We start from the raw sequence: 20,045 nt of genomic DNA, 5'->3' as shown, positions 1-20,045 counted from the left end.
TCAGAATGCCTGGCGGAAAATCGCGGCAATCTCCTGCTCGTTGCCTTTACGCGGGTTCGAGAACGCATTGCCGTCTTTCAGAGCCATCTCCGCCATGTAGGGGAAGTCGGCCTCTTTTACTCCCAGATCGCGCAGATGCTGCGGAATACCGATATCCATCGACAGACGCGTGATAGCGGCGATGGCTTTTTCCGCCGCGTCGAGAGTGGACAGTCCGGTGATATTTTCGCCCATCAGTTCAGCGATATCGGCGAATTTCTCCGGGTTGGCGATCAGGTTGTAGCGGGCCACATGCGGCAGCAGGACAGCGTTGGCCACGCCGTGCGGCATGTCGTACAGGCCGCCCAGCTGGTGCGCCATGGCGTGCACGTAGCCGAGGTTGGCGTTATTGAAAGCCATCCCGGCCAGCAGAGAAGCATAGGCCATGTTTTCCCGCGCCTGCAGATTGCTGCCGAGGGCCACGGCCTGGCGCAGGTTGCGGGCGATGAGGCGGATCGCCTGCATGGCGGCGGCGTCCGTCACCGGGTTAGCGTCTTTGGAGATATAGGCCTCTACGGCGTGGGTCAGGGCATCCATCCCAGTCGCCGCGGTCAGGGCGGCCGGTTTACCGATCATCAGCAGCGGATCGTTGATAGAGACCGACGGCAGGTTGCGCCAGCTGACGATCACAAACTTCACTTTGGTTTCGGTGTTGGTCAGGACGCAGTGGCGGGTGACCTCGCTGGCGGTGCCGGCGGTGGTATTGACCGCGACGATAGGTGGCAGCGGGTTGGTCAGGGTCTCGATTCCGGCATACTGGTACAGATCGCCCTCATGGGTGGCGGCGATGCCGATGCCTTTGCCGCAATCGTGCGGGCTGCCGCCGCCCACGGTGACGATGATGTCGCACTGTTCGCGGCGAAACACGGCGAGGCCGTCGCGCACGTTGGTGTCTTTCGGGTTCGGCTCGACGCCGTCAAAGATCGCCACCTCGATCCCGGCCTCCCGCAGATAATGCAGGGTTTTGTCCACCGCTCCATCTTTAATTGCCCGCAGGCCTTTGTCGGTGACCAGCAGGGCTTTTTTCCCCCCCAGCAGCTGGCAGCGTTCGCCGACTACGGAAATGGCGTTGGGGCCAAAAAAGTTAACGTTTGGCACCAGATAATCAAACATACGATAGCTCATAATATACCTTCTCGCTTCAGGTTATAATGCGGAAAAACAATCCAGGGCGCACTGGGCTAATAATTGATCCTGCTCGACCGTACCGCCGCTAACGCCGACGGCGCCAATTACCTGCTCATTAAAAATAACTGGCAGGCCGCCGCCAAAAATAATAATTCGCTGTTGGTTGGTAAGCTGCAGACCGTACAGAGATTGTCCTGGCTGGACCGCTGGCGTAATTTCATGGGTACCTTGCTTCAGGCTGCAGGCGCTCCAGGCTTTATTCAGGGAAATATCGCAGCTGGAGACGAAGGCCTCGTCCATCCGCTGGATAAGCAGCGTGTTGCCTCCGCGGTCAACTACGGAAAACACCACCGCCACGTTGATCTCAGTGGCTTTTTTTTCCACCGCCGCCGCCATTTGCTGGGCGGCGGCCAGGGTGATTGTCTGAACTTGTTGGCTCTTGTTCATCATTCTCTCCCGCACCAGGATAACGCTGGCGCGAATAGTCAGTAGGGGGCGATAGTAAAAAACTATTACCATTCGGTTGGCTTGCTTTATTTTTGTCAGCGTTATTTTGTCGCCCGCCATGATTTAGTCAATAGGGTTAAAATAGCGTCGGCAAAACGTAATTAAGGGCGTTTTTTATTAATTGATTTATATCATTGCGGGCGATCACATTTTTTATTTTTGCCGCCGGAGTAAAGTTTCATAGTGAAACTGTCGGTAGATTTCGTGTGCCAAATTGAAACGAAATTAAATTTATTTTTTTCACCACTGGCTCATTTAAAGTTCCGCTATTGCCGGTAATGGCCGGGCGGCAACGACGCTGGCCCGGCGTATTCGCTACCGTCTGCGGATTTCACCTTTTGAGCCGATGAACAATGAAAAGATCAAAACGATTTGCAGTACTGGCCCAGCGCCCCGTCAATCAGGACGGGCTGATTGGCGAGTGGCCTGAAGAGGGGCTGATCGCCATGGACAGCCCCTTTGACCCGGTCTCTTCAGTAAAAGTGGACAACGGTCTGATCGTCGAGCTGGACGGCAAACGCCGGGACCAGTTTGACATGATCGACCGGTTTATCGCCGATTACGCGATCAACGTTGAGCGCACAGAGCAGGCAATGCGCCTGGAGGCGGTGGAAATAGCCCGCATGCTGGTGGATATTCACGTCAGCCGGGAGGAGATCATTGCCATCACTACCGCCATCACGCCGGCCAAAGCGGTCGAGGTGATGGCGCAGATGAACGTGGTGGAGATGATGATGGCGCTGCAGAAGATGCGTGCCCGCCGGACCCCCTCCAACCAGTGCCACGTCACCAATCTCAAAGATAATCCGGTGCAGATTGCCGCTGACGCCGCCGAGGCCGGGATCCGCGGCTTCTCAGAACAGGAGACCACGGTCGGTATCGCGCGCTATGCGCCGTTTAACGCCCTGGCGCTGTTGGTCGGCTCGCAGTGCGGCCGCCCCGGCGTGTTGACGCAGTGCTCGGTGGAAGAGGCCACCGAGCTGGAGCTGGGCATGCGTGGCTTAACCAGCTACGCCGAGACGGTGTCGGTCTACGGCACTGAAGCGGTATTTACCGACGGCGATGATACTCCGTGGTCAAAGGCGTTCCTCGCCTCGGCCTACGCCTCCCGCGGGTTGAAAATGCGCTACACCTCCGGCACCGGATCCGAAGCGCTGATGGGCTATTCGGAGAGCAAGTCGATGCTCTACCTCGAATCGCGCTGCATCTTCATTACCAAAGGCGCCGGGGTTCAGGGGCTGCAAAACGGCGCGGTGAGCTGTATCGGCATGACCGGCGCTGTGCCGTCGGGCATTCGGGCGGTGCTGGCGGAAAACCTGATCGCCTCTATGCTCGACCTCGAAGTGGCGTCCGCTAACGACCAGACTTTCTCCCACTCGGATATTCGCCGCACCGCGCGCACCCTGATGCAGATGCTGCCGGGCACCGACTTTATTTTCTCCGGCTACAGCGCGGTGCCGAACTACGACAACATGTTCGCCGGCTCGAACTTCGATGCGGAAGATTTTGATGATTACAACATCCTGCAGCGTGACCTGATGGTTGACGGCGGCCTGCGTCCGGTGACCGAGGCGGAAACCATTGCCATTCGCCAGAAAGCGGCGCGGGCGATCCAGGCGGTTTTCCGCGAGCTGGGGCTGCCGCCAATCGCCGACGAGGAGGTAGAGGCCGCCACCTACGCGCACGGTAGCAACGAGATGCCGCCGCGTAACGTGGTGGAGGATCTGAGTGCGGTGGAAGAGATGATGAAGCGCAACATCACCGGCCTCGATATTGTCGGCGCGCTGAGCCGCAGCGGCTTTGAGGATATCGCCAGCAATATTCTCAATATGCTGCGCCAGCGGGTCACCGGCGATTACCTGCAGACCTCGGCCATTCTCGATCGGCAGTTCGAGGTGGTGAGTGCGGTCAACGACATCAATGACTATCAGGGGCCGGGCACCGGCTATCGCATCTCTGCCGAACGCTGGGCGGAGATCAAAAATATTCCGGGCGTGGTTCAGCCCGACACCATTGAATAAGGCGGTATTCCTGTGCAACAGACAACCCAAATTCAGCCCTCTTTTACCCTGAAAACCCGCGAGGGCGGGGTAGCTTCTGCCGATGAACGCGCCGATGAAGTGGTGATCGGCGTCGGCCCTGCCTTCGATAAACACCAGCATCACACTCTGATCGATATGCCCCATGGCGCGATCCTCAAAGAGCTGATTGCCGGGGTGGAAGAAGAGGGGCTTCACGCCCGGGTGGTGCGCATTCTGCGCACGTCCGACGTCTCCTTTATGGCCTGGGATGCTGCCAACCTGAGCGGCTCGGGGATCGGCATCGGTATCCAGTCGAAGGGGACCACGGTCATCCATCAGCGCGATCTGCTGCCGCTCAGCAACCTGGAGCTGTTCTCCCAGGCGCCGCTGCTGACGCTGGAAACCTACCGGCAGATTGGCAAAAACGCCGCGCGCTATGCGCGCAAAGAGTCACCTTCGCCGGTGCCGGTGGTGAACGATCAGATGGTGCGGCCGAAATTTATGGCCAAAGCCGCGCTATTTCATATCAAAGAGACCAAACATGTGGTGCAGGACGCCGAGCCCGTCACCCTGCACGTCGACTTAGTAAGGGAGTGACCATGAGCGAGAAAACCATGCGCGTGCAGGATTATCCGTTAGCCACCCGCTGCCCGGAGCATATCCTGACGCCTACCGGCAAACCATTGACCGATATTACCCTCGAGAAGGTGCTCTCTGGCGAGGTGGGCCCGCAGGATGTGCGGATCTCCCGCCAGACCCTTGAGTACCAGGCGCAGATTGCTGAGCAGATGCAGCGCCATGCGGTGGCGCGCAATTTCCGCCGCGCGGCGGAGCTTATCGCCATTCCTGACGAGCGCATTCTGGCTATCTATAACGCGCTGCGCCCGTTCCGCTCCTCGCAGGCGGAGCTGCTGGCGATCGCCGACGAGCTGGAGCACACCTGGCATGCGACAGTGAATGCCGCCTTTGTCCGGGAGTCGGCGGAAGTGTATCAGCAGCGGCATAAGCTGCGTAAAGGAAGCTAAGCGGAGGTCAGCATGCCGTTAATAGCCGGGATTGATATCGGCAACGCCACCACCGAGGTGGCGCTGGCGTCCGACGACCCGCAGGCGAGGGCGTTTGTTGCCAGCGGGATCGTCGCGACGACGGGCATGAAAGGGACGCGGGACAATATCGCCGGGACCCTCGCCGCGCTGGAGCAGGCCCTGGCGAAAACACCGTGGTCGATGAGCGATGTCTCTCGCATCTATCTTAACGAAGCCGCGCCGGTGATTGGCGATGTGGCGATGGAGACCATCACCGAGACCATTATCACCGAATCGACCATGATCGGTCATAACCCGCAGACGCCGGGCGGGGTGGGCGTTGGCGTGGGGACGACTATCGCCCTCGGGCGGCTGGCGACGCTGCCGGCGGCGCAGTATGCCGAGGGGTGGATCGTACTGATTGACGACGCCGTCGATTTCCTTGACGCCGTGTGGTGGCTCAATGAGGCGCTCGACCGGGGGATCAACGTGGTGGCGGCGATCCTCAAAAAGGACGACGGCGTGCTGGTGAACAACCGCCTGCGTAAAACCCTGCCGGTGGTAGATGAAGTGACGCTCCTGGAGCAGGTCCCCGAGGGGGTGATGGCGGCGGTGGAAGTGGCCGCGCCGGGCCAGGTGGTGCGGATCCTGTCGAATCCCTACGGGATCGCCACCTTCTTCGGGCTAAGCCCGGAAGAGACCCAGGCCATCGTCCCCATCGCCCGCGCCCTGATTGGCAACCGTTCAGCGGTGGTGCTCAAGACCCCGCAGGGGGACGTGCAGTCGCGGGTGATCCCGGCGGGCAACCTCTACATTAGCGGCGAAAAGCGCCGCGGAGAGGCCGATGTCGCCGAGGGCGCGGAAGCCATCATGCAGGCGATGAGCGCCTGTGCTCCGGTACGCGACATCCGCGGCGAACCGGGCACTCACGCCGGCGGCATGCTTGAGCGGGTGCGCAAGGTAATGGCGTCCCTGACCGGCCATGAGATGAGCGCGATATACATCCAGGATCTGCTGGCGGTGGATACGTTTATTCCGCGCAAGGTGCAGGGCGGGATGGCCGGCGAGTGCGCCATGGAAAATGCCGTCGGGATGGCGGCGATGGTGAAAGCGGACCGTCTGCAAATGCAGGTTATCGCCCGCGAACTGAGCGCCCGACTGCAGACCGAGGTGGTGGTGGGCGGCGTGGAGGCCAACATGGCCATCGCCGGGGCGTTAACCACTCCCGGCTGTGCGGCGCCGCTGGCGATCCTCGATCTCGGCGCCGGCTCGACGGATGCGGCGATCGTCAACGCGGAGGGGCAGATAACGGCGGTCCATCTCGCCGGGGCGGGGAATATGGTCAGCCTGTTGATTAAAACCGAGCTGGGCCTCGAGGATCTTTCGCTGGCGGAAGCGATAAAAAAATACCCGCTGGCCAAAGTGGAAAGCCTGTTCAGTATTCGTCACGAGAATGGCGCGGTGGAGTTCTTTCGGGAAGCCCTCAGCCCGGCGGTGTTCGCCAAAGTGGTGTACATCAAGGAGGGCGAACTGGTGCCGATCGATAACGCCAGCCCGCTGGAAAAAATTCGTCTCGTGCGCCGGCAGGCGAAAGAGAAAGTGTTTGTCACCAACTGCCTGCGCGCGCTGCGCCAGGTCTCACCCGGCGGTTCCATTCGCGATATCGCCTTTGTGGTGCTGGTGGGCGGCTCATCGCTGGACTTTGAGATCCCGCAGCTTATCACGGAAGCCTTGTCGCACTATGGCGTAGTCGCCGGGCAGGGCAATATTCGGGGAACAGAAGGGCCGCGCAATGCGGTCGCCACCGGGCTGCTACTGGCCGGTCAGGCGAATTAAACGGGCGCTCGCGCCAGCCTCTCTCTTTAACGTGCTATTTCAGGATGCCGATAATGAACCAGACTTCTACCTTAACCGGGCAGTGCGTGGCCGAGTTTCTTGGCACCGGATTGCTCATTTTCTTCGGCGCGGGCTGCGTCGCTGCGCTGCGGGTCGCCGGGGCCAGCTTTGGTCAGTGGGAGATCAGTATTATCTGGGGCCTTGGCGTCGCCATGGCCATCTACCTGACGGCCGGTGTCTCCGGCGCGCACCTTAATCCGGCGGTGACCATTGCCCTGTGGCTGTTCGCCTGTTTTGAACGCCGCAAGGTGCTGCCGTTTATTGTTGCCCAGACGGCCGGGGCCTTCTGCGCCGCCGCGCTGGTGTATGGGCTCTATCGCCAGCTGTTTCTCGATCTTGAACAGAGTCAGCATATCGTGCGCGGCACTGCCGCCAGCCTTAACCTGGCCGGGGTCTTTTCCACGTACCCGCATCCACATATCACTTTTATACAAGCGTTTGCCGTTGAGACCACCATCACGGCAATCCTGATGGCGATGATCATGGCCCTGACCGACGACGGCAACGGAATTCCGCGCGGGCCGCTGGCGCCGTTGCTGATTGGCTTGCTGATCGCCGTGATCGGCGCGTCGATGGGGCCGCTAACCGGCTTTGCGCTGAATCCGGCGCGCGACTTCGGCCCAAAACTGTTTACCAGTCTGGCCGGGTGGGGCTCGATCGCCTTTACCGGTGGGCTGGCGATCCCTTACTTTCTGGTGCCGCTGCTGGCGCCGGTGGTGGGGGCGATTATCGGGGCGTTTTTGTATCGCAAGCTTATCGGCCGCCTTCTGCCGTGCGAATGCGGTATCGATGAGTAAAGCGGGACCCGCCGCAGCGCGGCGGGTTTCCCCGGCCTGATGCCGGGGGGGTTATTTTTTGATGACCGCGCTGAGATCGCCAAGTTTAGCGGCGGGGTTCTTGTGGCACTCCTGCAGCATTTTCGGTACCGAAACGGTCTCGACTTCATGCCAGTCAACATAGTCGCCGCCGCTAAAGTCGGTGTTGCGATTCACTACCCAGAAGGCCACCGGGGTCATGCTTTTTGGGTTCATATCCATAAATTCCTGACAGGTCATATTCTGCGGCGTGGTTTCCTCAACCGCGAACGCCGGGCTGGTCATCAGACAGAATGTGGTAGCCGCCACGGTCAATACGAGTGCTTTAGGGAAGGTGCGAACAAGTCCCTGATATGAGATCATGTTTGTCATCTGGAGCCATGGAACAGGGTTCATCATGAGTCATCAACTTACCTTCGCCGACAGTGAATTCAGCAGTAAGCGCCGTCAGACCCGAAAAGAGATTTTCCTCTCCCGCATGGAGCAGATTTTGCCATGGCAGAATATGGTGGAAGTCATCGAGCCGTTTTATCCCAAGGCGGGCAATGGCCGACGGCCCTATCCGCTGGAGACCATGCTGCGTATTCACTGCATGCAGCATTGGTACAACCTGAGCGACGGTGCCATGGAAGATGCCCTGTACGAAATCGCCTCCATGCGCCTGTTTGCCCGATTATCCCTGGATAGCGCCTTGCCTGACCGCACCACCATCATGAATTTCCGCCACCTGCTGGAGCAGCATCAACTGGCCCGCCAATTGTTCAAGACCATCAATCGCTGGCTGGCCGAAGCAGGCGTCATGATGACTCAAGGCACCTTGGTCGATGCCACCATCATTGAGGCACCCAGCTCGACCAAGAACAAAGAGCAGCAACGCGATCCGGAGATGCATCAGACCAAGAAAGGCAATCAGTGGCACTTTGGCATGAAGGCCCACATTGGTGTCGATGCCAAGAGTGGCCTGACCCACAGCCTAGTCACCACCGCGGCCAACGAGCATGACCTCAATCAGCTGGGTAATCTGCTGCATGGAGAGGAGCAATTTGTCTCAGCCGATGCCGGCTACCAAGGGGCGCCACAGCGCGAGGAGCTGGCCGAGGTGGATGTGGACTGGCTGATCGCCGAGCGCCCCGGCAAGGTAAGAACCTTGAAACAGCATCCACGCAAGAACAAAACGGCCATCAACATCGAATACATGAAAGCCAGCATCCGGGCCAAGGTGGAGCACCCGTTTCGCATCATCAAGCGACAGTTCGGCTTCGTGAAAGCCAGATACAAGGGGTTGCTGAAAAACGATAACCAACTGGCGATGTTATTCACGCTGGCCAACCTGTTTCGGGCGGACCAAATGATACGTCAGTGGGAGAGATCTCACTAAAAACTGGGGATAACGCCTTAAATGGCGAAGAAACGGTCTAAATAGGCTGATTCAAGGCATTTACGGGAGAAAAAATCGGCTCAAACATGAAGAAATGAAATGACTGAGTCAGCCGAGAAGAATTTCCCCGCTTATTCGCACCTTCCCTTGGTCAGGTTACTATTCATTGATCCTCACATCGCAAAGTATAGGCACATTCAAATCAGTATCTTTTTTCCTGTGCTGTTCTGAGGTGAGTATATCACCTCAGAACAGGTGGCCAAATTCAGTGTGTCACTTCACTATGCCTTCACCAGTTTCGCAGACATGGGGTCATAAACATACCCAATGATGCTACCATCCTTAATACGTGCAACAGCCTCATCGATAACGAATAACGGAACGAGAAACCATTCCTCGGGCTGTACTGGATGGCCGAAACGGTCGTTAATGGTAATGTTAAGCCTTGCGGGTGCAAACAACCTGTGAAACAGGTTTTCCATCCGGGTGCGGTTGATGCCTGCAAGCTTGTATGAAGCTACCACCTCGACCTTCGCTAACAGATAGGTGGAATCGTGTTCCGCATTGGCAATACGCGCCTCAACTTTGCCGCCAGTAACTCCAATCTTGTGAATGACATCACGATGTTCAGCTACATAAGGGTTATCAGATAGCGAACGCAACACATAAATGGTGCCACTTTCTAGATCGCTCTCTTCTAGAGCATCGCTGAATAAAGGCCCCATGTCTGGATCGGTAATTCGGCGTGCTGTTTCGTCTTTATACAAAGCACGAACCAGTGACAGCCGAAGTAGGTTGCTTTCCGTACCATTCGAGTAAATGACACGCAGCCGAGCATCTTTCTTCCCCTGTGGCGAATCGAACTCTTCACCTTCCTCAGCCACATAAGCCGTTTGACCATCCAGGATGAACCAATGGCCCACTTCAATCGTTGCATACTGTCCAAAAGGTCGGGTCACTCTTAACCCTGAACTTAGATCACTGCGCACCTGTTCAAATAGCGGTTTGAATGTATCAAAATCCTCGCACGGCTTGCGATCCGCGATCCCTTGTACAGCACGCTTTTCGGCGCTAGCACGAACATGACGCAAGACTGTGATATCGTCCTCGCTGGTAACATCCGCCAGTTCGGCAGCCAAATTATCGATATCGATAAATTCGTCCGCTGACTCCGCTCCATCCCCCCCTCCGGCCAACAAGCCCTGATAATCCAGCGGCTCTAGCAAGGCACGGCAGTCTGGGAGACTGCGTAGCCGGTCGAGCCGCACTGCATAGAGGCGCTCAAAGATCTCACGCTCTTCGCCGTGTTGCGGCGCACGTCCATGTTGGTCAGCGAAGCGCTGGATTTCCTCAAAACCTGCGATGATGCGTTCCTCGCTGGCTGGACGTCCTTTTTTCTTCTCCGGTGGTGCAAATTCAGCAAGTTCTGCCGCCAAATCGTCTAAATCAGAATTACTCATAACGTCCCTCCGCCCTAAAACGCATAAACGCGGCTGCACCTTCTGCAAGGTGCTTTTCCCAGGCATCCGCCGAAGTTAACGATGGGAGTCGCCCACGTTCACGTTTAAATTCAGCAGCACGCTTGGCGATCACTTTGGCATCTTCAGGCGTGATCGAGGTACGCTTGGCCGAGATGGCCGCCGCGACCTGCTTCAAGCTATCTTCGCTCATTGTCTTAGCAAGTATGGCGTAGGCTTCACCAAAGGGATTGATGCGGTCGATAAGGTCTATGTCTAAATCGCGTACGTCCATCGCAAAGCGACGCACTCCGTCAATAAGGGCAGTATTGAGCGTCCCATCGTTCTCGCCGTTGACAATACGCTTGGCCTGCTGCGTGAGGTTAAGGGCGGCGATAGCATGCTGACGTACAGCCTCCTGATCTTCAGCATCAAGTTCAGGATACTTTTCTTTGATGATCTTACCCATACGAACCTGTGTTAACTCTTCAGGGATCAGCTCTTCATCGAACAGACCTCGTTCGATGGCGGGCTTATCCTGCACAAAGGCCGCGATCACTTCGTTTAAATCTTCCTGGCAGATGCGTGCCGCTTCTTTGCTCTTGGGCTCGGCAAGTCCCTTAATCTCGATTTGATACGTCCCTGTCTGCTCATTAACACCAAAATTGCAGCTATCCGGGTCATATCCTCCATCACCATAATCAAAGCCTGGAGTCGGGCCGCTTTCTGGATTCTTGGGCTTAAACTCGAAGCGCGGAGCCAGTACCTGCTCCATCAACAAGCTCGCCGCGATAGCTTTCAAGGTATCGTTGACTGCCTCAGTAACTGCGCCCTCTACAGCGTCCGGCTCGGCGATCAAGTTAGTAAATCTCGCGCGGGTTTTACCCGGAGCGTCACGAGTGGCGCGACCGATAATCTGCACGATCTCAGTCAGGCTAGCACGGTAGCCCACAGTCAGCGCATGTTCGCACCAGATCCAGTCGAAACCTTCCTTCGCCATACCAAGTGCAATAATGATGTCCACATAATCACGGTCTGTCTTCATTTCTACAGCTCGAAGGCTTTCCTGAATCTTGCCTTGGCTAGTTGGGTCCACCAGATCAGCGATACGCAACATTCGGCCATCGCGGCATTTGACTAACTGGAAACCTGTCGCAGGATCCGCACCTTGCCAATCGCCAAGCGCGCCAAGAATATGTTCCACTTCCTTAATTTTATCCTTCGTGCTCTCGCGCGAATTGACGTTGGGTATATGGATAATGGTCTTCTTGTCAGGATCGAGGACATTAAGGATGTCATCGACGTAGGAGCCACTGTAGAAGAAGTAGCCGATGTCAAGTTGCTTGAGGTATTCGTAACCGTTGAGTTGTTCGTAGTAGGTATAGGTGACGGTATCGAACCTGGACTCATCCTGAGGAGCCAAAACGGCCTCCGCATCACCCCGGAAGTAGGAGCCGGTCATGGCAACGATGTGTGTCTTGTCACGCGCGATGAACTGCCCCAGATGCTGACCAAGCTTGTTATCCGGGTTAGCTGACACATGGTGGAATTCATCGACGGCGATCAGGCGATCGTCAAACGCTTCTACGCCGTAGGCATCGACCGCGAAGCGAAAGGTTGCGTGTGTGCAAACAAGCACCTTGTCGCTACTTTCAAGAAAAGAGCCGAAAGCTCTTACCTTGCCACCGTTGTCGTTACCGGGCGCGTTGCATAGGTTCCACTTAGGTTCGACATGCCAATCAGCCCAGAATCCAAACTGCGATAGTGGTTCATCGTTGAAGCTCGCGCCAATAGATTTTTCCGGCACGACAATGATTGCCTGTTTGATCCCCTGGTTTGCGAGTTTATCGAGTGCGACGAACATCAGCGCACGACTCTTGCCAGAGGCGGGCGGCGACTTTATGAGAAGATATTGTTCTCCGCGCTTCTCATAGGCCCGTTCTTGCATAGGGCGCATCCCAAGGGCATTAGCCTTGGTCGATGCTCCGTTGCGTGCATAAGTAACGGAAACGGATGGTACTGAATTGATCTTGACGCTCATATGTTGGCTCCTTCTTAACTCTTTTTTCCCTTAGCCGGTACAGCCGAGGTGGCCGTCTTGATATAGAGGTCGAACAGCTTCTCAAGCCTCTCGGTATCATTCTTAAAGCGACGGCCGATGTAGATGCGTTCAAGCACTTCGTCGTTGCGAGCATGCGCGGCACGTAGATCAGCGGGCATATTTTCGGGGTCATACAGCTCTGCAATTGTTGCTGGGAAATGATGTTCTCGCGCCAGCAAAATGTCCTCGGCACAGCGTGTTAAGTCTTCCTTATTCTTATCTGTAAGCATTGGCACCGGAAAAGTGTTCCAACCCATTTTGTTTGAGTAACTAAATCGTGTTTCTAGCTTTCCACAGACGGTGCTAATCCAGATTAGATGCAATCTTGATGCTATTAGTGCCAAATTAAACAAAGATCCATCATAGATCGAATAAGCAAGGTTATTTACTGTAGTCCGCTCATCGAATAGAGCCACGGGAAGGTATTCCCGATTCTCAGAACTCCGGATTGGAACAATTATTACCGACTGATTTCCACACTTCATCTCACAAAACTGATGCGGTCGAGTGGCCATAGAACGCGTTGCCTGCCGCTCGCTCTTTAAGCGCCATTCTTTGACTTTATTGATCTGCGCTGAGACTGCTGGAAACGATGTGGCCAGCGCAAAATTCTCATTCTCAATCCAGAGACAGTATCTCTCGCTACCGTTAATTACCTCGCTCGAACCTAAGATTTTGCGCGTGATCGTCTCTCGAACATCCTTTGGGATGCAAAGGGCTTCAATCCCCTTACTATCGAAAATTAGATGACCGCCTTCGTATGGCTGATTACCAAGTACCATCGGGGCGCAGCCAGGAGGAGGATCAGATTTCTTGTTTATAAAGATGTCTGCATTTGGAACCAAGTAGGCATTGATATTATCTACCTCTCTCTCGACTATTCCCTCACCTTGATGCTCAAATAATCTACACTTCGTTCCAAAACTACGCGTCAACCCAATTACAACGACTGTTACACCAGCATTGTGGGTTGCAAGGTTAGACCATTTGAAAGATGTGTACGCGAACGAGATCCTGACACCTAGTCCCATTATCAGTGGCCACAGCACAGGAACTTGGTTCCCTTGACAAATCGAGTTTGTACTGACGAAAGCGGCTGCTCCATTTACATGGGAGAGGTACTCCGCAGTTTTCACGAACCATGCGCTCACGTAGTCGAGCACTTTGAAAGTTCTAGGATATTTAGAAAAGACAAACAATAGATCTGCCTTCTGTTCAGCGGATTGATTTTTGGTTCCTTTATAAGGAGGGTTTCCACAGATATATGTTTCGCTGCCTTCATGTTCAAACTCGATTTCAGCTTGATCAAGTGGAGTTTGCAGGATATCGTCTGAAACCACCTTAACTCCTGAGCCACTCACATCCATTAAGCTATACCAATCGATCCGCAGCGCATTTCCACAAGTGATCCAATTCTCGCTGCGTAGTGGCAAGAATTCGGCCAAGGCCAACTTCTGCCCACGATAGAGTACATCACACTGGTATTCTGCGATAATCAACGCAAGGCGGGCGAGCTCTGCCGGGAAGTCGCGCAGCTCAATGCCACGAAAATTTGTGACCGGAATATCAGATGGGCGATCAGGTTCGCCTCGCCTCCAGTTAATCTCAGCTTCAATGGCACGCATTTCTTTATAAGCAATGACCAAAAAGTTGCCCGAACCACAGGCTGGATCAAAAATGCGTATACGGGCGATACGCTTGCGCAAATTGAGCAAAGCGCGTGGATTTTCGCCCGCATCTTCCAGCTTTGAACGCAGTTCGTCGAGGAATAGTGGGTTCAGTACCTTCAGGATGTTGGGAACACTAGTGTAGTGCATCCCTAATTCACCGCGCTCTTCATCTTCGGCAATTGCTTGAATCATCGAGCCGAATATGTCCGGATTTATTCTGGTCCAGTCCAGATTGCCAACGTGAAGCAGGTAGGAGCGCGCGATACGGCTGAAGCGCGGCACCTCTTCCGTACCTGAGAACAAAGCGCCGTTAACATATGGAAATTCTGCAGCCCAGCGCGGAATACCTACTGCGGCACGCTCATAGTCTGGAGTGTTCATAGCACGAAAGAGCGTGCCGATGACCTCGTGCATATTAGAAGCATCGCGCTCACTCATCTGTGCAATGGTGTCAGTAAAGCGCCCCTTGCCTATGAATATGTCAGTATCTTCAGCAAAAAAACAGAATATTAGACGCGCCATGAACTTATTCATGTCATGACGACGCTCCGCAGTACCCCATTCAGGGTTGTCTTTCAGCAGTTCAACGTAAAGGCGGTTCAGGCGGCTTGTAGCCCGGATGTCAAAGGCGTCTTCGCTGATCTGCCGAACAGTGCTGATACCTGCCAGTGGCAAAAAGAAACCGAAGTGATCGGGAAAGTCTTTAAAGGCACAAGCGACAGTCTGGCCGCTGATGAGGTCTTCAGCTTCGAAGTCTTTTCCATCTGTGGCGAGGATGAATTTGGCCTTGGCCTTGCCTGTTGCCGGGCTGGCCTTGAGTGAAGCAAGCATTTGTGTTACTTGCCCTTCTTCACTAGCCAAAATGTGAATGTTATTGGTCTGAAGAACGCCGCCCAAATCGGACTTATTCGATGCTCCGGCTCGCAAGCGTTTGATAGTCGTTTCCTTGTTACCAAAGGCTTCAAGGAAAGCATAAGGAAACTCTATGGGATCAAAGGGTTGCTCTGCAAGATCCGTGATGGCTTGTTCAATTTCTACGGCGTTCATTTGCTTACAGTTCTCCATTGGCATGTGACCGCCCTGCTGCTACTGGTGTGCAGTGAACTCATGTCATATCCTAGGTTTTCTTGGAAATTTTTGACCGTAAGTTTAACAGAATAGAACCCAGCGCTGTAGCTGATTCAGTCTCAGATCCACGTTTCAGAAAGCCCTATTATGTATTTATGGCGAGAATTTTAGCATTGAGATATTTTCGATAAAATATACATATTTTCAGCCAATTAAAGACTGCTAAATTCATGGTATATGAGACGCTCGCATGTGAGTAACTTCCGTTCTTATTTATGGTTTTCTTAAAACGTATTAAGGTTGCACCGAATATGGTTTTCCCCGCTGACCCTGACCCGGTTGACTGTTCAGTCAGCTATGACGTCAAGCACATGACGAAGGTAGCTTTCTGGATCCACGCCGTTTAGTTTGCACGTCCCGATCAGACTGTACATCAGCGCTACACGCTCACCTCCGTGGTCTGAGCCGAAGAACAGCCAGTTTTTTCTCCCCAAACTGACCATCCGCAGCGCCTTTTCAGCGATGTTGTTATCGGCTTCTGTCCAGCCATTGCCTGCATAGTGCGTCAGGGCCGGCCACTGGTTAAGGGCGTACGCGAACGCTTTCGCCAGCTCTGAGTGTCGTGACAGGGTGTTCATCTTTTCACGCAGCCAGCTTTCCAGGGATTTCAGCAGCGGTTTCGCTTTCTGCTGACGTTCAGCAAGACGTTGCTCCGCCGGCATTCCCCTTATTTCCGCCCCGATGGCATACAACCCGCCGATACGCTTCAGGGCATCCTCCGTCAGCGCCGACGGCGTGCGGGCGTACACATCGTGGATTTTACGGCGGGCGTGAGCCCAGCAGGCGGCTTCCGTTATCTGGCCACCGCGGTACAACTCGTTGAATCCTGCATACGCATCCGCCTGCAGCACTCCCCTGAAGCCGGCAAGATGGGTCTGCGGGTGGATGGCTTTTCTGTCCGGGCTGTAAGCGAACCACACCGCCGGTGCGACTGCTGACCCGGCGTTGCGGTCATCACGAACGTACTTCCACAATCGCCCGGACTTCGTCTTCTTATTGCCCGACAGCAGCATCTGGACCGGGGTATCATCGACATGGAGTTTGCCGTCGCTCAGGACATAGCCCCGAAGCGCCTCCTCCAGCGGTGACAGCAGCCTGCAGCATGCATCCACCCAGCCCGACAGGAGGGAGCGGCTCAGTTCCACACCCTGGCGGCTATATATTTCAGACTGGCGGTACAGCGGGGTATGCTCTGCATACTTTGAGCCCAGTACCCGGGCCAGCAGCCCCGCTCCGGCGATACCCCGCTCGATGGGACGTGAAGGCGCGGGGGCCTGCACGATAGCGTCGCATTTTGTACAGGCGTGTTTTTCCCGCACGGTCCGGATAACACGGAAGGCGCTGCGCATCAGCTCCAGCTGTTCAGCAGTATCTTCACCCAGCCAGCGCAGTGAATCGCCACAGTCCGGGCAGCATGATGCCGCCGACAACAGCCGTTTTTCGTCACGAGGGAGTGATTCGGGGAACGGTTTACGGGTGCGGGTCTGGCGAAGCGACCACGCTCCAGCCGTTTGGTCAGCAGACACAGCCTGTCGCCGGTAGACCACAGCAATTTTACCTGACTGCCACTGCAGCCCCAGAAGATGAAGACTTGGCCGGACATCGGGTCGTCTTTCAGTGCCGTCTGCACTTTTGCCGCCAGCCCGTTGAAGCCGTTGCGCATGTCGGTGATACCGGCAACCAGCCAGATTTTAGTGCCTGCAGGAAGATTTATCATACAGTCCCTCGCATCAGTTCGCGCAGGACAGTGGTGATGAGTTCAGTTGAGGGATGAGTCAGTGTTATATCTCCGCCCCGACATTTTATGTGACAGGCAGTCTGAGGTGAACAGGATGGCGGTTCGGGCGTTGGGGGAGATGGCTCTGCCCGAAATTGCACGGGTATGAGAGCAGGAAGCGACGATGCGTTTTTCCGTGGGTGGCAGACCCGCCCTTCACGTTGCCAGAGCCTTATCCATTTAAAGAGCAGGTTGTCATTGACATCATGTTGTCGGGCCAGCGCAGCAACACTTCCTTCTTTTTCAAGTGCCAGCCTGACCAGTTCCATTTTAAACTCAGGGGAATATCGTTTTCGGGGAAGTCTTTCTTTGGCGCGCATTAGGTGTCCACCTGCAAATTAAGCGGGGGCTTAAGTTACAGGATAGTGGTTTCAGAGCCAGACGTTTTTGAGACAACGCTTACTCTAAACCCAAGCGTAAATGTCTATTATTGGCAAAATACCACCAGCCAACATGAGCTGTGATGTAAAGTTGACACTGCTACAGTTACATGAGCCTGCTTATATTCTAAATAAATTCAGATAGATATTATCTCCGTGAATCCCCCGCCTCCCTGACCGGAGCGCGGGAATTTTTGTTTTTCACGCTGAGAACCCTGTATGAATAAAACTGATGGCCTTCAGGCCCTGGAAAAACCGCTGGCGTCGCTTCCCGATACGCTTCGCCAGCTTATTCTTGAACGTATTCAGAATCTGACCCACTACGAGCCGGTGATTGGCATCATGGGCAAGAGTGGTGCCGGTAAGTCGTCGCTCTGTAACGAACTCTTTCGGGGGAAAGTCTCCGCCGTCAGTGATGTGAACGCCTGCACCCGCGACATACTGCGCTTCCGGCTGCGCAGTGGTCGTCACAGTCTGGTGATTGTTGATTTACCGGGTGTGGGAGAAAACGGGCAACGGGACCATGAATACCGTGCCTTGTACCGGCGTATGCTGCCGGAACTGGACCTGGTGCTGTGGGTCATTAAAGCCGACGACCGGGCGCTGTCGGTGGATGAACATTTCTGGCACGGGGTGATGCAACCTTACCAGCAGCAGGTGCTGTTCGTGCTGAATCAGGCCGACAAAATAGAACCCTGCCATGAATGGGAGGCTCGCACCAGCACGCCTTCTGCACAGCAATGGACTAACCTTCAGGAAAAGCAGGCTGCCATTAGCGCGATGTTTAAACCGCATCATCCGGTCTGTGTGGTATCTGCCTGTAGCGGCTGGGGTACTGAAGAGATGGTGGCGACCATGATGCGCTGTCTGCCGGACCGCGCCACCAGCCCGGTGGCGACACAGCTGCACGGGAGGCTCTGCACGGAGCCGGTAAAGTCGCAGGCCCGTGATGGCTTCGGTGAGGCCGTGGGCCGGGTGTTTGATACGGCAGAATCATCATCGTTTCTGCCTGCGCCGTTGAAGACTGTGATTCGTACCGTGCGTGATACTGTGGTGTCGGTGGCCCGCGCGGTCTGGGACTGGATTTTCTTCTGAATGAGTAAAAGGTTATCAGGTTAGTGGTGGATTACTCTGTTTATTCACCACCCGGTAGATGATTTTTATGTGGCAGACATAACCTGTCTGCACCAGCAAAAGATACCACCAGTCATAAGCACGTTACTGCTGCCGACAGGGCATCCATACGGCCTTTTCGCGCCAGGCGTTTCGCTACGTATAACGGACACAACCTGTCAGTCTCATCCTTTACAGTAATACCTTCTTAATTAACTACTTACCCGACACGGAGATAATACATGTCTCAGGCTGAGCGTCGTTATGACCGCCTGTCTGTCCGGCTGTCGCTGATTATCAGCCGTCTGCTTGCGGGGGAAACGCTGAATATGCGCAAACTGGCGGCGGAGTTTGGCGTCTCGGAGCGTACCCTACATCGTGATTTCCGCGAGCGTCTGATTTATCTCGACCTCGAATATCAGGATGGCTGCTGCCGTCTGCTGACCGGAGGCCGTCAGGAGATTCAGGAGGAGGCCGCAATGCAGTTTGCCCGTCAGTCAGGCACTGGCGCGTTGTTTCCTGATATGGATCACCATCTGGTCAGTTCATTGCTGAGTAGCAAGGACTCCTCGCCATGCCTTATCTGGCATCAGGGGGCATCCGTACCGTCTTCCCGGCCAGGCATCTTCACGCGACTGGTCAGGGCAGTATCAGAGCAGCGGAGGATAACCCTGCTGGCTGACGGATGCCGTTGCGACAACCTTGCCCCCTACCGGCTGATTTTCAGCGGCGGTGAGTGGTTTCTGGTGGGGGAACACCTTGCCCGGATAACCGTTTTTGCACTGCACACAGTTCACTCCGTGACGTTTCACGCGGAAACCTTCACACCAGACGGACATTTCACCCGCATTCTGTCACACCCGGATTTTTTACAGGCGTTACCTCATTTTCATGTTTTTCATTCACTACTCGCTGACGGCAGTTACGGGCAGCTTACCCATAAGGAACAGGCATGAAATTACTCACCTCGGCGGCGCTGGCCGCCAGCCTCTGCATTACCTCTGTGACCCCGGCCATCGCAGAAAATATCGTGGGTTCAGTTAAGGCCTGGCAGTACATGCAGGCAGATGGCTGGACATCCGCTGATGGATACGATGATAACCATATGCATAACGCACTCTATCAGGCGGTTGTACTCGACAATTATCCCTGGACGAATCACTTTTTTCTTCGCAGCAGAGATGGAGGCTCGCTTTATCTGGCAGACAAAAAATCCCTGACGGTCAGATACATTGATATAAAACCCCGTGACGAATATCCGCTACATCTCCGGATTATTTATCAGGGCAATAATGAAGGTCAGGGCTGTTATTTCGCTGTCGTTGATGACCGGATGGCTAACTACTGGACAGCCGTTGAAGACAAGCTGCTCTACCAGTATCCCGCCGTTGAAAATGTTGATGAAAAAGCGGCTGAACTCAAAAAACAGTTCACGCCGGAAGTCATGATGATGGTAAAGGACAATTGTGTTAACAAACGGCAGCAGGCAGCGCTTGCAGCCCGGCGTACTGAAAAAGACAGGGAACTGCAACAGTGGGTGGCACAGCAGAGTCTTGCTGAGCTATGCCGTCGTACCGGTAACTGCTGACGCAGTCAAAACGATATTATCA

General features: G+C 55.0%; 16 protein-coding genes and 2 pseudogenes. 9 read left to right on the top strand and 9 right to left on the bottom strand.

Going from position 1 to position 20,045, the window contains the following annotated elements:
• Positions 1-1,164: a 1,3-propanediol dehydrogenase gene (gene dhaT, locus QQZ17_RS10490; RefSeq protein ID WP_004150927.1), complete on the bottom strand. Its 1,164-nt coding sequence runs from the start codon at positions 1,162-1,164 to the stop codon at positions 1-3.
• Between the two features lie 21 nt (positions 1,165-1,185).
• A complete protein-coding gene (locus QQZ17_RS10485) occupies positions 1,186-1,614 on the bottom strand; it encodes a GlcG/HbpS family heme-binding protein (protein WP_014599267.1) in 429 nt (142 codons plus the stop codon).
• 413 nt (positions 1,615-2,027) lie between these two features.
• Here QQZ17_RS10485 and QQZ17_RS10480 point away from each other — a divergent pair, with 413 nt between their 5' ends.
• The 5 genes from QQZ17_RS10480 to QQZ17_RS10460 are packed head-to-tail and all read left to right on the top strand — an operon-like array spanning position 2,028 to position 7,413.
• Positions 2,028-3,695 (top strand): propanediol/glycerol family dehydratase large subunit, encoded by a 1,668-nt coding sequence (locus tag QQZ17_RS10480; RefSeq protein ID WP_002917676.1) that lies wholly within the window; start codon positions 2,028-2,030, stop codon positions 3,693-3,695.
• Between the two features lie 12 nt (positions 3,696-3,707).
• Entirely contained in the window at positions 3,708-4,292 is a 585-nt protein-coding gene (locus tag QQZ17_RS10475; protein WP_002917672.1) for a propanediol/glycerol family dehydratase medium subunit, read from the top strand.
• A gap of 2 nt (positions 4,293-4,294) precedes the next feature.
• Positions 4,295-4,720, top strand: coding sequence for a glycerol dehydratase small subunit DhaB3 (locus QQZ17_RS10470; protein ID WP_002917670.1), 426 nt, complete (start codon positions 4,295-4,297; stop codon positions 4,718-4,720).
• A 12-nt stretch (positions 4,721-4,732) separates the two neighbouring features.
• Positions 4,733-6,556 (top strand): diol dehydratase reactivase subunit alpha, encoded by a 1,824-nt coding sequence (locus QQZ17_RS10465; protein WP_002917661.1) that lies wholly within the window; start codon positions 4,733-4,735, stop codon positions 6,554-6,556.
• A 53-nt stretch (positions 6,557-6,609) separates the two neighbouring features.
• Entirely contained in the window at positions 6,610-7,413 is an 804-nt protein-coding gene (locus QQZ17_RS10460; protein ID WP_032669189.1) for an MIP/aquaporin family protein, read from the top strand.
• A gap of 51 nt (positions 7,414-7,464) precedes the next feature.
• Here QQZ17_RS10460 and hdeB read toward each other — a convergent pair whose 3' ends face one another.
• On the bottom strand, positions 7,465-7,716 hold the full coding sequence (hdeB, locus tag QQZ17_RS10455) for an acid-activated periplasmic chaperone HdeB (RefSeq protein ID WP_007372196.1): 252 nt from the start codon (positions 7,714-7,716) through the stop codon (positions 7,465-7,467).
• A gap of 112 nt (positions 7,717-7,828) precedes the next feature.
• Between hdeB and QQZ17_RS10450 the strand changes: the two genes are divergently transcribed.
• A complete protein-coding gene (locus QQZ17_RS10450) occupies positions 7,829-8,809 on the top strand; it encodes an IS5-like element IS5 family transposase (protein ID WP_000019402.1) in 981 nt (326 codons plus the stop codon).
• A gap of 281 nt (positions 8,810-9,090) precedes the next feature.
• On the opposite strand, the gene QQZ17_RS10445 is transcribed toward QQZ17_RS10450, so the two are convergent.
• The 6 genes and pseudogenes from QQZ17_RS10445 to QQZ17_RS26410 all read right to left on the bottom strand — a co-directional run bounded on the left by QQZ17_RS10445 (position 9,091) and on the right by QQZ17_RS26410 (position 17,211).
• A complete protein-coding gene (locus QQZ17_RS10445) occupies positions 9,091-10,269 on the bottom strand; it encodes a GIY-YIG nuclease family protein (RefSeq protein ID WP_032669191.1) in 1,179 nt (392 codons plus the stop codon).
• Positions 10,262-12,307 carry a DEAD/DEAH box helicase gene (locus QQZ17_RS10440; protein WP_032669192.1) on the bottom strand — a complete coding sequence of 682 codons (2,046 nt, stop codon included), beginning with the start codon at positions 12,305-12,307 and terminating at the stop codon, positions 10,262-10,264. The genes QQZ17_RS10445 and QQZ17_RS10440 overlap by 8 nt, the downstream gene beginning before the upstream one ends.
• Positions 12,308-12,321: 14 nt before the next feature.
• Complete coding sequence (locus QQZ17_RS10435) at positions 12,322-15,084, bottom strand: class I SAM-dependent DNA methyltransferase (RefSeq protein ID WP_152406401.1); 2,763 nt, start codon at positions 15,082-15,084, stop codon at positions 12,322-12,324.
• Positions 15,085-15,452: 368 nt separating this feature from the next.
• A pseudogene (gene tnpC / locus QQZ17_RS10430) lies at positions 15,453-16,658 on the bottom strand (IS66 family transposase); the annotation flags it as partial.
• Positions 16,646-16,882: pseudogene (gene tnpB / locus QQZ17_RS10425) on the bottom strand (IS66 family insertion sequence element accessory protein TnpB); the annotation flags it as partial. The pseudogenes tnpC and tnpB, both read right to left, overlap by 13 nt.
• Positions 16,879-17,211, bottom strand: coding sequence for a transposase (locus QQZ17_RS26410; protein ID WP_350309415.1), 333 nt, complete (start codon positions 17,209-17,211; stop codon positions 16,879-16,881). The pseudogene tnpB and the gene QQZ17_RS26410, both read right to left, overlap by 4 nt.
• A gap of 330 nt (positions 17,212-17,541) precedes the next feature.
• On the opposite strand from QQZ17_RS26410, the gene QQZ17_RS10420 reads away from it, so the two are divergent.
• The 3 genes from QQZ17_RS10420 (at position 17,542) to QQZ17_RS10410 (ending at position 20,023) form a co-directional block, all read left to right on the top strand.
• Positions 17,542-18,417, top strand: a complete 876-nt coding sequence (locus tag QQZ17_RS10420; protein WP_032669193.1) for a GTPase family protein — start codon at positions 17,542-17,544, stop codon at positions 18,415-18,417.
• Positions 18,418-18,677: 260 nt separating this feature from the next.
• Positions 18,678-19,391: a WYL domain-containing protein gene (locus tag QQZ17_RS10415; protein ID WP_032669194.1), complete on the top strand. Its 714-nt coding sequence runs from the start codon at positions 18,678-18,680 to the stop codon at positions 19,389-19,391.
• A complete protein-coding gene (locus QQZ17_RS10410) occupies positions 19,388-20,023 on the top strand; it encodes a hypothetical protein (protein WP_020837117.1) in 636 nt (211 codons plus the stop codon). Before QQZ17_RS10415 ends, QQZ17_RS10410 begins: the two co-directional genes overlap by 4 nt.
• The last annotated feature ends 22 nt before the right edge of the window (positions 20,024-20,045 follow it).

The organism is Citrobacter sp. T1.2D-1 (assembly GCF_950098555.1).
GTDB lineage: Bacteria > Pseudomonadota > Gammaproteobacteria > Enterobacterales > Enterobacteriaceae > Citrobacter_A > Citrobacter_A telavivensis.
This window is presented reverse-complemented; position numbering and strand designations above follow the sequence as displayed.

Coding starts and splice junctions, on each gene's coding strand:
- dhaT (WP_004150927.1), bottom strand. CDS start 1,164: ATGAGCTATCGTATGTTTGATTATCTGGTGCCAAACGTTAACTTTTTT.
- QQZ17_RS10485 (WP_014599267.1), bottom strand. CDS start 1,614: ATGAACAAGAGCCAACAAGTTCAGACAATCACCCTGGCCGCCGCCCAG.
- QQZ17_RS10480 (WP_002917676.1), top strand. CDS start 2,028: ATGAAAAGATCAAAACGATTTGCAGTACTGGCCCAGCGCCCCGTCAAT.
- QQZ17_RS10470 (WP_002917670.1), top strand. CDS start 4,295: ATGAGCGAGAAAACCATGCGCGTGCAGGATTATCCGTTAGCCACCCGC.
- QQZ17_RS10465 (WP_002917661.1), top strand. CDS start 4,733: ATGCCGTTAATAGCCGGGATTGATATCGGCAACGCCACCACCGAGGTG.
- QQZ17_RS10460 (WP_032669189.1), top strand. CDS start 6,610: ATGAACCAGACTTCTACCTTAACCGGGCAGTGCGTGGCCGAGTTTCTT.
- hdeB (WP_007372196.1), bottom strand. CDS start 7,716: ATGACCAGCCCGGCGTTCGCGGTTGAGGAAACCACGCCGCAGAATATG.
- QQZ17_RS10450 (WP_000019402.1), top strand. CDS start 7,829: ATGAGTCATCAACTTACCTTCGCCGACAGTGAATTCAGCAGTAAGCGC.
- QQZ17_RS10445 (WP_032669191.1), bottom strand. CDS start 10,269: ATGAGTAATTCTGATTTAGACGATTTGGCGGCAGAACTTGCTGAATTT.
- QQZ17_RS10440 (WP_032669192.1), bottom strand. CDS start 12,307: ATGAGCGTCAAGATCAATTCAGTACCATCCGTTTCCGTTACTTATGCA.
- QQZ17_RS10435 (WP_152406401.1), bottom strand. CDS start 15,084: ATGAACGCCGTAGAAATTGAACAAGCCATCACGGATCTTGCAGAGCAA.
- QQZ17_RS26410 (WP_350309415.1), bottom strand. CDS start 17,211: ATGGAACTGGTCAGGCTGGCACTTGAAAAAGAAGGAAGTGTTGCTGCG.
- QQZ17_RS10420 (WP_032669193.1), top strand. CDS start 17,542: ATGAATAAAACTGATGGCCTTCAGGCCCTGGAAAAACCGCTGGCGTCG.
- QQZ17_RS10415 (WP_032669194.1), top strand. CDS start 18,678: ATGTCTCAGGCTGAGCGTCGTTATGACCGCCTGTCTGTCCGGCTGTCG.
- QQZ17_RS10410 (WP_020837117.1), top strand. CDS start 19,388: ATGAAATTACTCACCTCGGCGGCGCTGGCCGCCAGCCTCTGCATTACC.